This is a genomic window from Neorhizobium galegae (assembly GCF_017877055.1).
Lineage (GTDB): Bacteria > Pseudomonadota > Alphaproteobacteria > Rhizobiales > Rhizobiaceae > Neorhizobium > Neorhizobium galegae_D.
On sequence record NZ_JAGIPG010000002.1, the window covers coordinates 1,702,294 to 1,711,751 of the forward strand.

Annotated in this window: 13 protein-coding genes; 9 read left to right on the forward strand and 4 right to left on the reverse strand. The window is 61.0% G+C overall.

The window, feature by feature from the left end:
* The first annotated feature begins 230 nt into the window (after positions 1 to 230).
* From rpsM to J2857_RS18965, 5 genes are all read left to right on the forward strand, one after another.
* A complete protein-coding gene (rpsM, locus tag J2857_RS18945) occupies positions 231 to 599 on the forward strand; it encodes a 30S ribosomal protein S13 (protein WP_037084707.1) in 369 nt (122 codons plus the stop codon).
* Positions 600 to 721: 122 nt separating this feature from the next.
* Positions 722 to 1,111, forward strand: coding sequence for a 30S ribosomal protein S11 (gene rpsK, locus J2857_RS18950; RefSeq protein ID WP_007766864.1), 390 nt, complete (start codon positions 722 to 724; stop codon positions 1,109 to 1,111).
* A 196-nt stretch (positions 1,112 to 1,307) separates the two neighbouring features.
* Positions 1,308 to 2,318: a DNA-directed RNA polymerase subunit alpha gene (locus tag J2857_RS18955; RefSeq protein WP_007766867.1), complete on the forward strand. Its 1,011-nt coding sequence runs from the start codon at positions 1,308 to 1,310 to the stop codon at positions 2,316 to 2,318.
* Positions 2,319 to 2,453: 135 nt separating this feature from the next.
* Positions 2,454 to 2,879 carry a 50S ribosomal protein L17 gene (gene rplQ / locus J2857_RS18960; RefSeq protein WP_007766870.1) on the forward strand — a complete coding sequence of 142 codons (426 nt, stop codon included), beginning with the start codon at positions 2,454 to 2,456 and terminating at the stop codon, positions 2,877 to 2,879.
* Positions 2,880 to 3,053: 174 nt separating this feature from the next.
* The gene (locus J2857_RS18965; protein WP_210011573.1) at positions 3,054 to 3,635 is read left to right on the forward strand and encodes a DoxX family protein; all 582 of its coding nucleotides are present in this window, start codon (positions 3,054 to 3,056) and stop codon (positions 3,633 to 3,635) included.
* Positions 3,636 to 3,740: 105 nt separating this feature from the next.
* Here the strand turns inward: J2857_RS18965 and msrQ are convergent, their stop codons facing one another.
* Positions 3,741 to 4,406 (reverse strand): protein-methionine-sulfoxide reductase heme-binding subunit MsrQ, encoded by a 666-nt coding sequence (gene msrQ, locus J2857_RS18970; protein ID WP_210011574.1) that lies wholly within the window; start codon positions 4,404 to 4,406, stop codon positions 3,741 to 3,743.
* Positions 4,406 to 5,350 carry a protein-methionine-sulfoxide reductase catalytic subunit MsrP gene (msrP, locus tag J2857_RS18975; protein WP_210011575.1) on the reverse strand — a complete coding sequence of 315 codons (945 nt, stop codon included), beginning with the start codon at positions 5,348 to 5,350 and terminating at the stop codon, positions 4,406 to 4,408. Before msrP ends, msrQ begins: the two co-directional genes overlap by 1 nt.
* A gap of 208 nt (positions 5,351 to 5,558) precedes the next feature.
* Here msrP and J2857_RS18980 point away from each other — a divergent pair, with 208 nt between their 5' ends.
* The 4 genes from J2857_RS18980 (at position 5,559) to J2857_RS18995 (ending at position 8,628) form a co-directional block, all read left to right on the forward strand.
* Positions 5,559 to 5,969, forward strand: coding sequence for a DUF4112 domain-containing protein (locus J2857_RS18980; protein ID WP_210011576.1), 411 nt, complete (start codon positions 5,559 to 5,561; stop codon positions 5,967 to 5,969).
* A 166-nt stretch (positions 5,970 to 6,135) separates the two neighbouring features.
* The gene (gene ilvD / locus J2857_RS18985) at positions 6,136 to 7,971 is read left to right on the forward strand and encodes a dihydroxy-acid dehydratase (RefSeq protein ID WP_210011577.1); all 1,836 of its coding nucleotides are present in this window, start codon (positions 6,136 to 6,138) and stop codon (positions 7,969 to 7,971) included.
* Between the two features lie 107 nt (positions 7,972 to 8,078).
* Entirely contained in the window at positions 8,079 to 8,294 is a 216-nt protein-coding gene (locus J2857_RS18990) for a type II toxin-antitoxin system PrlF family antitoxin (RefSeq protein ID WP_210011578.1), read from the forward strand.
* Positions 8,248 to 8,628, forward strand: a complete 381-nt coding sequence (locus J2857_RS18995) for a type II toxin-antitoxin system PemK/MazF family toxin (RefSeq protein WP_245363425.1) — start codon at positions 8,248 to 8,250, stop codon at positions 8,626 to 8,628. The genes J2857_RS18990 and J2857_RS18995 overlap by 47 nt, the downstream gene beginning before the upstream one ends.
* 14 nt (positions 8,629 to 8,642) lie before the next feature.
* On the opposite strand, the gene J2857_RS19000 is transcribed toward J2857_RS18995, so the two are convergent.
* On the reverse strand, positions 8,643 to 9,008 hold the full coding sequence (locus J2857_RS19000) for a lysozyme inhibitor LprI family protein (protein WP_210011579.1): 366 nt from the start codon (positions 9,006 to 9,008) through the stop codon (positions 8,643 to 8,645).
* Positions 9,009 to 9,045: 37 nt separating this feature from the next.
* Positions 9,046 to 9,426, reverse strand: coding sequence for a YkvA family protein (locus J2857_RS19005; protein WP_210011580.1), 381 nt, complete (start codon positions 9,424 to 9,426; stop codon positions 9,046 to 9,048).
* Positions 9,427 to 9,458 lie beyond the last annotated feature (32 nt).

Below are 9,458 nucleotides of genomic sequence, written 5' to 3' on the forward strand. Positions count from 1 at the left end.
TCGATCTGTTAAAGAATCTTGGGCGGAACGGTTGCTTTTCAGCACTGATTCCGTTAAACACCGCGCCAACTCGCGACAGCTTTAAGCGATCGGCGCGGATTTCCCGCAAGGACATCCGGGACTGGTCGTTTTGGCCTGTTCCGTATGGTGTTTGAACTGGTGGCCCATCTGGCCGCTTTCATGGAAGAAGTACCACTTGCCGGATGGCAACTGGAACAAGGAGAATAGGCGTGGCACGTATCGCTGGCGTCAACATCCCGACTGCGAAGCGCGTTGTCATCGCGCTGACCTACATTCACGGGATCGGCCCGAAATTCGCATCGGAAATCATGGAGAAGGTCGGTCTTCCGGCTGAAAAGCGCGTCCATCAGCTGACGGACTCGGAAATCCTCCAGATCCGCGAAACCATCGACCGCGATTACCAGGTCGAAGGTGATCTTCGTCGCGAAACCGCGATGAACATCAAGCGTCTGATGGACCTTGGCTGCTACCGCGGCCTGCGTCATCGCCGCGGCCTCCCGGTCCGCGGTCAGCGCACGCACACCAATGCCCGCACCCGCAAGGGTCCGGCAAAGGCTATCGCTGGTAAGAAGAAGTAATTTGGGGTGATTAGTTGTTAGTGAGCAGTGATTAGGTCCTGCTCACTAATCACTATTGACTGCTCACTCCCAGGTGGAGCCGCTGGAATTACGGCGGTGCAGAGATCAACGAAAGGGATAAAATGGCCAAGGAAGCCACCCGCGTCCGTAGACGCGAGCGTAAAAACATCACGTCGGGCGTTGCCCACGTCAATTCTACCTTCAACAACACGATGATCACCATCACCGACGCTCAGGGCAATGCGATTGCCTGGTCGTCCGCTGGTGCAAAGGGCTTCAAGGGTTCGCGTAAGTCGACCCCGTTCGCCGCTCAGATCGCTGCCGAAGACTGCGCCAAGAAGGCGCAGGAGCATGGCATGAAGTCGCTGGAAGTCGAAGTCTGCGGCCCGGGTTCCGGCCGTGAATCGGCTCTGCGCGCTCTGCAGGCTGCCGGCTTCATGATCACCTCGATCCGCGACGTGACCCCGATCCCGCACAACGGCTGCCGCCCGCGCAAGAAGCGCCGCGTCTGATCGTCGGAAATTGAGGGGCTGCCGGATCTCGTGTTGAGAATTGGGCAGCCTCTGTCTGAACTCGGGAATAGCCGCCTGACCCTCCCTGGAGGTTCGGCGGCTTTGCCCATATCGCCGGTGGGCATTGTCCCGATCGGTGCTCCTCATGCTCGGTTGCCACGATTGGATGGTGGCAACGAACGGAAGGTATTAAGTGATGATCCAGAAGAACTGGCAGGAACTGATCAAGCCGAACAAGGTGGAATTCTCCTCCTCCGGCCGTACCAAGGTAACCCTGGTTGCCGAACCCCTCGAGCGCGGCTTCGGCCTGACGCTCGGCAACGCGCTTCGTCGCGTGCTTCTGTCGTCTCTGCGCGGTGCGGCTGTGACCGCCGTGCAGATCGACGGCGTATTGCATGAGTTCTCTTCCATCCCGGGCGTCCGGGAAGATGTGACGGACATCGTGCTCAACATCAAGGAAATCGCCATCAAGATGGATGGCGATGACGCAAAGCGCATGGTCGTGCGCAAGCAGGGCCCGGGCTCGGTAACCGCCGGCGACATTCAGACGGTTGGCGATATCGAAATCCTCAACCCGCATCATGTCATCTGCACCCTCGACGAGGGCGCCGAGATCCGCATGGAATTCACGGTCAACAATGGCAAGGGTTATGTCCCGGCCGATCGTAACCGTGCCGAAGATGCTCCGATCGGCCTGATCCCGGTCGACAGCCTCTATTCGCCGGTCAAGAAAGTGTCCTACAAGGTGGAAAACACCCGCGAAGGCCAGGTTCTCGACTACGACAAGCTGACCATGACCATCGAAACCGATGGCTCGGTCACGGGTGAAGACGCCGTTGCCTTCGCCGCCCGCATCCTTCAGGACCAGCTCTCGGTCTTCGTCAACTTCGACGAACCGCAGAAGGACGTCGAGGAAGAGTCGGTTACCGAACTCGCGTTCAACCCGGCGCTTCTCAAGAAGGTGGACGAACTGGAACTTTCCGTCCGTTCGGCCAACTGCCTGAAGAACGACAACATCGTTTATATCGGCGACCTCATCCAGAAGACCGAGGCGGAAATGCTGCGGACTCCGAATTTCGGTCGCAAGTCGCTGAACGAGATCAAGGAAGTTCTGGCATCCATGGGCCTCCATCTGGGTATGGAAGTTCCCGCCTGGCCGCCGGAAAACATCGAAGATCTCGCCAAGCGTTACGAAGACCAGTACTGAAAACAAAAAAGGCAGGTTTTGACTGCCTTTCCCCGTCAAACAGCAGGCACCTTGTCCAAGGATCCGGATGTCTGTATGTGCCAGGAAACGGCAGGCCCTAAGAAGAATGGGTACCTGCATTAAAGGAGAATAGCCATGCGCCACGGAGTAGCCGGCCGCAAGCTCAATCGTACCGCAAGCCACCGCAAGGCGATGTTCGCCAACATGGCGGCTTCGCTCATCACCCATGAGCAGATCGTCACGACCCTTCCGAAGGCGAAGGAAATCCGTCCGATCGTTGAAAAGCTCGTCACGCTGGGCAAGCGCGGCGACCTGCACGCTCGTCGTCAGGCGATCTCGCAGATCCAGGACCAGGATGCCGTCAAGAAGCTGTTCGACGCCATCGCCTCGCGTTACGCAACCCGCAACGGCGGCTACCTGCGTATCATGAAGGCCGGCTTCCGCCAGGGCGACAACGCTGCCATGGCCGTCATCGAGTTCGTTGAGCGCGATGTCGATGCCAAGGGCGCAGCCGACAAGGCTCGCGTTGCTGCCGAAGCAGACGCTGCCGAAGCCGCATAATTTTCCGCATCGTCGGAATTGAAAAAGCCGGGTGGAAACGCCCGGCTTTTTTGCGTTTGCGGTCACCCGCGGTGTGATCTCGGTGATCGTCCGCCCGGCTTGACCTGCGTCAAGAGCTTCCCCTGCCAAAGCGATAAGGTCTCGGCATTAAGACAAAATCGTGAGGTACGAAAAATGGTTGAACATGTAGTTTTTGATAACGCAAAAGACGAACTCGTCATTCCCGCCTTGGCCCCTGTCTATGAAAAGCTGGCGCAGCCGATGGCCTGGAGCATATTCCGGCTGGCGGTCGGCGGCATGCTGGTGATCGAAGGATGGCCGAAGATCATGGCGCCGTTCGCGCAGGTCGGCTTCGTCGAAGGTATTGGCATGTATCCGGGCTGGTTCTGGTCGCCCTTCCTCGCCGCCCTGCAATTTTTCGGCGGCATGTTCATCGCCGCCGGCCTCTTCACCCGGCCCATAGCGCTGGCCAATGGCGTCATGCTGGCCATCACGCTCTGGTTCCACGTCACCCACCCCTATGGCGAAGCTTTCCTGACGCCTGCCGGCATCGAGGCGCTGAAAGCCGGCGGCCAGGAGCTGTTCACGCCGCAGGCATTGGTGCGGCTGAAGGATGGTGGGCACATCTTTCTCGAACAGGTTCAGGGCAAAGCCGAGCTGGCCTCGTTGTTCTGGACCGGAGGCGCCTTCCTCTACGCTGCCTTCGGAGGAGGTTACCTGTCGCTCGACAAGCTGCTCTTCCGCAAGCACTTCTAAGTAGCCTGAACGGCTGCCGAATATAAGATGAGCCGGATCGATGGATCCGGCTCTTTTGCGTTGAAGGCATTTATCCGGACTGCGGTGCCCGATCCATCCGTCGCGTCAACCGTTTTGCCTTGCCCTCTGGGAAACGACGGGTTTTGCCGGTTTGTTATTGCCCCTTCTCCAGTTCAGGATCGGCCGCCTGAGGGATCGATAGACCAGCAATAGAGCAATCAGCGCGATGTGAATGAACGGCACCAGCGTCACCGATTTGACCGCCAGTACGTAGTGGAGCGCCCCACCGGCGGCAATCAGGTAGATCAGCCTGTGCAGCCTGTTCCAGCCCTGGGCGAGCTTGCGGATCGACCAGTTGTTGGAGGTGACCGCAAGCGGGATCAGCATCAGCAGACAGGCAAAGCCGATAGTGATATAGGGCCGCTTGGCGATATCGCCGCCCACCGCGCCAAAATTGAAGCGCAGGTCGAGCGACACATAGACCGAGAAATGCAGAGCCACGTAATAGAAGGCGATCAGCCCGAGCGCCCGCCGATACCGCACCCAGTTGATCCCCGCGAGATCGCGCAACGGCGTGATCGCGAGCGTCGCGATGATGAACCGCAGGGCCCAGATGCCGAGCTGGTGCTCGAACTCCTTGACCGGATTGAAGCCCAGCCCGCCCGTCAGCCCTAGATAGAAATACCAGACGGCAGGAGCGAGCCCGATCACGTAGAGCGCCCAGACGCTTGCCTTGTGATAGCGGCGGGGCAGGGCGGGGATGGAGGCCATCAGTAGTTCGCTTTCAGGTCGAGGCCGTCATAGAGGCTTGCCACCTGATCCGCATAACCGTTGAAGGGAAGCGTCGGCCGGCGGTTGGCACCGAAGAAGCCGCCTTCGCCTATCCTCTGTTCCGTCGCCTGGCTCCAGCGCGGATGATCGACCGCCGGATTGACGTTGGAGTAGAAGCCGTATTCGCGGGCGTTGGCGTTCTTCCAGGTCGTTTCCGGCTGCTTCTCGACGAGCGAGATCCTGACGATCGACTTGATGCTCTTGAACCCGTATTTCCACGGCACGACGAGCCGGATCGGCGCGCCGTTGGGGTTCGGCAGCGTCTCGCCGTAAAGGCCGACCGCGAGGATCGCCAGGGGATGGCGCGCCTCGTCGAGCCTCAGCCCTTCGATATAGGGCCACGGCAGGGGCTGGAAGAATCCCTTCTGGCCCGGCATTTCCTCCGGCCGCACCACGGTTTCGAACGAGACGTATTTTGCGCTGCCGAGCGGCTCGACCTGGTCGAGGATCGCAGACAGCGGGAAGCCGATCCACGGGATCACCATCGACCAGCCCTCGACGCAGCGCATCCGGTAGGTACGCTCCTCGAGGTTCATCTTCATCAGTTCCTCAAGCCCGAATTCCTTCGGCTTGCCGACCATGCCATCGACCTTGACGGACCACGGCGTCGGCTTGAAGTCGCCGGAATTGGCGGCGGGATCGTCCTTGTTGACGCCGAATTCGTAGAAATTGTTGTAGGTGGTGACCGCTTCCTTCGGCGTCAGCTTTTCATCCAGCTTGTAGGCACTCGGATTGGCCGTCAGCGGTGCTGCGAAGGCGGTGTCGGCGCCCGCAAAGGCAAGCCCGGCGACGGCCGCAGCGCCCATAAAATTCCGGCGCGACATGTAGATGTCGCGGGGGGTGATTTCGGAAGCCGGAATATGCGGCGGACGATAGGCGGACATGTCGAAAATCTCCTCTGCGGCAACGAGTGCCTTCTTGCTCCTATACGTAACGCGGAACCGAAAGGTTTCACAGCGGCGCGAAGATTGCTGCGAGCCACGTTTGCGTGAAAAACCGGAGGTTTGCAGATGGAAATGCCATCGATGGAACCCCATTTCGGTTTCTTCAGTTCTCATCTCAGGGCATTCGCCCGCCAGGAGGAGATTTTAGATGACGGCACGCACCTGGGATGCCGGGCGGATTGAAACAATTGCCGATCGCGCCGAGAGATTGCGGCGCCTGCGCCGCCTTGCGGGGATCGCGCGGCTGATGGATACGGCGATCGGCATTCCGGGCACCCGTATCCGTTTCGGCGCCGACTCCGTCTTCGGCCTCATCCCGCTCGTGGGCGATGCTGGCGGTGCGCTGGTCGGCCTTTACATCGTCAACGAAGCGCGCAAGCTCGGCCTGCCGCCCGCAAAGCTCACCCGCATGCTCGGCAATGTCGCTGCCGACTCCCTGCTCGGCAGCGTGCCGCTGGCGGGCGATGTCTTCGACCTCTTCTTCAAGTCGCACCGCCGCAACGTCAAGATGATCCTCGAACACTTCGACGTCCATCCTGATGAACTGCGGGAGAGGTGAGGGCGCCTGGTCCGACGCTCAAGTCCAACCGTACCGCTTTGGCCTGTCATGATAGTGACACTCCGGGCGCTTTGCGCTAGGAAAGCCGCAAAACCATGGGCTTTTGCGCGCGTCTCCCGAAAGGGGTAGACTGCGCCGGCCCGAACAAGAGATCGAGGACAACACCATGCCAGCTTACCGCTCGAGAACCACGACCCACGGCCGCAACATGGCGGGCGCGCGCGGGCTTTGGCGCGCAACCGGCATGAAGGACAGCGACTTCGGCAAGCCGATCATCGCGGTGGTCAACTCCTTCACCCAGTTCGTGCCCGGCCACGTGCACCTGAAGGACCTCGGCCAGCTCGTCGCCCGCGAGATCGAGGCGGCCGGCGGCGTCGCCAAGGAATTCAACACGATCGCCGTCGACGACGGCATCGCCATGGGCCATGACGGCATGCTCTATTCGCTGCCCTCGCGCGAGATCATCGCCGACTCGGTCGAATACATGGTCAACGCCCACTGCGCCGACGCCATGGTCTGCATCTCCAACTGCGACAAGATCACCCCCGGCATGCTGAACGCTGCCATGCGCCTCAACATCCCGGCCGTCTTCGTTTCCGGCGGCCCGATGGAGGCCGGCAAGGTGGTCCTGAAGGGCAAGACCCATTCGCTCGACCTGATCGACGCCATGGTCGCCGCCGCCGACGACAAGATGAGCGACGAGGACGTCAAGGTCATCGAGCGCTCGGCCTGTCCGACCTGCGGTTCGTGCTCGGGCATGTTCACCGCCAATTCGATGAACTGCCTGACCGAAGCGCTCGGCCTGTCGCTGCCCGGCAACGGCTCGACGCTCGCCACCCATGCGGACCGCAAGCGCCTGTTCGTCGAGGCCGGCCACCTGATCGTCGATCTCGCCCGCCGTCACTACGAGCAGGAAGACTATTCCGTCCTGCCGCGTTCGATCGCCACCAAAGAGGCCTTCGAAAACGCCATGGCGCTCGATATCGCCATGGGCGGTTCGACCAATACCGTGCTGCACATCCTCGCCGCCGCCTATGAGGGCGAGGTCGATTTCACCCTCGACGACATCGACCAGCTGTCGCGCAAGGTGCCGTGCCTCTCCAAGGTCGCGCCGGCCAAGGCCGACGTCCATATGGAAGACGTCCACCGCGCCGGCGGCATCATGTCGATCCTTGGCGAACTGGACAAGGGCGGGCTGCTCAACCGCGATTGCTTCACGGTCCATGCAGAAACGCTCGGCGATGCGATCGACCGCTGGGACATCACCCGCACCAACAGCGAGACGGTCCGCAACTTCTTCCGCGCAGCACCGGGCGGCATTCCGACCCAGGTTGCGTTCAGCCAGGACGCCCGCTGGGACGATCTCGACACCGACCGCGAAGCGGGCGTCATCCGCTCGGTCGAACATCCGTTCTCCAAGGACGGCGGCCTTGCGGTCCTCAAGGGCAATATCGCCATCGACGGCTGCATCGTGAAGACGGCCGGCGTCGACGACTCGATCCTGAAATTCACCGGTCCGGCCCGCGTCTTCGAAAGCCAGGATGCCGCCGTCAAGGCGATCCTCGCCAACGAGATCGTCGCGGGCGACGTCGTGGTCATCATCTACGAAGGCCCGAAGGGCGGCCCGGGCATGCAGGAAATGCTCTATCCGACCAGCTACCTGAAATCGAAGGGCCTCGGAAAGGCCTGCGCCCTCATCACCGACGGCCGCTTCTCCGGCGGCACGTCCGGCCTCTCGATCGGCCACGCCTCGCCGGAAGCCGCCAACGGCGGCACGATCGGCCTGGTGCGCGAAGGCGACAAGATCGAGATCGACATCCCGAACCGCACGATCAATCTCGCGGTTTCGGACGCCGTCCTCGCCGAGCGCCGCAAGGAGCAGGACGCCTTCGGCTGGAAGCCGTCGCATCCCCGCAAGCGCAACGTCACGACCGCGCTGAAGGCCTACGCCGCGTTTGCTGCGAGTGCTGACAAGGGCGCCGTGCGGATCTTGCCGGAGTAAAGGTAGCGACTGCCGGCCGTGTTCAACGCGGCCGGCAGTCTCCTTGGTTCGCGCCCTCCTAGTTTTGGTAAGGAAATTCCTTACAATAATGACAAAAGGAGGCGCCGATGATTACCAGCCGGCTCACCAGCAAATCACAAACGACCATTCCGCAATCCGTTCGCAATGCCCTCAAGCTGCGGGAAGGCGATGAAGTGGTCTACACATTCGAGCCGGATGGCCGGGTGTTGATCGCTCGCGCGTCCCAGCCGGTCGATGATCCGTTTGCCACGTTCGATGAGTGGGATAGCGACGCCGATCGGAAGGCCTATACCGGCCTTTGAGCAGGGAGATATCGTCCGGGTACCGTTTCCCTATACGGATCGGGATACTCGACAGCGCCGCCCGGCACTCGTTGTGTCGTCCGGCGGGATCGGAGAAGATGCGGCCCTGCTGTGGGTGGTCATGATCACCTCGGCCGAAAATCGCCCTTGGATCGACGATATCGAGATCCCGGATCACGCCAGCGCAGGGCTTCCAGCGCCATCCGTTGTCCGTCCCGTCAAGATCGATACCGTCGAGGCCGGCCATGTCGAACCGATCGGCAAGTTGTCCGACGAGGTCAAGCAATTGGTCATTCGCCGCATCGCCGGGATTCTAACCACAACACCGCGCTGAGGTGTACGCCTGGTTCACAGCGGCCGGCTCAAGTTCTCGTAAGCCTCATCCAGCTGCTTCAGCCGCTCCGTATACGACGCCCGGATGCATTCGACATCTTCGCCGCAGGCCTGGCGTTTCTTCAGCCAGGCGCTCTGTTCGTCCTGCAGCTTGCCGCGGTTGCCCATCGCCATCAGGCCGGTGAGGATATCGAAGGTGGTGACCATTTTCACGTCGGCATCGTTGAGCGTGCGCGTGTCGCAGATCACCTTCTCGTCGGCCGCAAGGTCTGCCCGTTCGCAGTCGAAACTCGCAGCGGCTGCAGTTCGGGGCAGGCCTGAAAGCGTCAGGCCGAGAAGAAGGCTGGTCGTCAAGGCGATTGCGATGGTAAAACGTCTCATGGCTGCACTCCAGATCTCCATGCGCAACGCCTGGAGATCACCTCAGTTCCCAGAGACTCCAGAGAGCGAAGGCGAGACAACAGAGCCAGATGGCAATGATGAAGGCGAAACCGGCACGGCTGGTAGGGCGTTCCGCCCAGCGCGCGGCGTCTTGGCGGAACTCGCTCATCAACGGCTCCGGCACGAGCCTGACGGCGAGCATGATGCCGAGCGGCACGATCAGCAGATCATCGAGATAACCGAGGACCGGGATGAAATCCGGAATGAGATCGATCGGCGACAGCGCATAGGCTGCGACCGCGCCGGCGGTGAGCTTGGCATGCCATGGCACGCGGCGATCGCGCGAAGCGAACCACAACGCCAGGATGTCGCGTTTCAGCCGTTTTGCCCAACCTTTTGCACTTGCCAGCCAGGTCATGTTTTTCTCCGCATATCGGCCCTATATAGGGT

Coding starts and splice junctions, on each gene's coding strand:
- J2857_RS19000 (WP_210011579.1), bottom strand. CDS start 9,008: ATGAGACGTTTTACCATCGCAATCGCCTTGACGACCAGCCTTCTTCTC.
- J2857_RS18995 (WP_245363425.1), top strand. CDS start 8,248: ATGAGTGGGATAGCGACGCCGATCGGAAGGCCTATACCGGCCTTTGAG.
- rpsK (WP_007766864.1), top strand. CDS start 722: ATGGCCAAGGAAGCCACCCGCGTCCGTAGACGCGAGCGTAAAAACATC.
- J2857_RS18955 (WP_007766867.1), top strand. CDS start 1,308: ATGATCCAGAAGAACTGGCAGGAACTGATCAAGCCGAACAAGGTGGAA.
- J2857_RS18980 (WP_210011576.1), top strand. CDS start 5,559: ATGACGGCACGCACCTGGGATGCCGGGCGGATTGAAACAATTGCCGAT.
- msrP (WP_210011575.1), bottom strand. CDS start 5,350: ATGTCCGCCTATCGTCCGCCGCATATTCCGGCTTCCGAAATCACCCCC.
- ilvD (WP_210011577.1), top strand. CDS start 6,136: ATGCCAGCTTACCGCTCGAGAACCACGACCCACGGCCGCAACATGGCG.
- msrQ (WP_210011574.1), bottom strand. CDS start 4,406: ATGGCCTCCATCCCCGCCCTGCCCCGCCGCTATCACAAGGCAAGCGTC.
- J2857_RS18990 (WP_210011578.1), top strand. CDS start 8,079: ATGATTACCAGCCGGCTCACCAGCAAATCACAAACGACCATTCCGCAA.
- J2857_RS19005 (WP_210011580.1), bottom strand. CDS start 9,426: ATGACCTGGCTGGCAAGTGCAAAAGGTTGGGCAAAACGGCTGAAACGC.
- rplQ (WP_007766870.1), top strand. CDS start 2,454: ATGCGCCACGGAGTAGCCGGCCGCAAGCTCAATCGTACCGCAAGCCAC.
- J2857_RS18965 (WP_210011573.1), top strand. CDS start 3,054: ATGGTTGAACATGTAGTTTTTGATAACGCAAAAGACGAACTCGTCATT.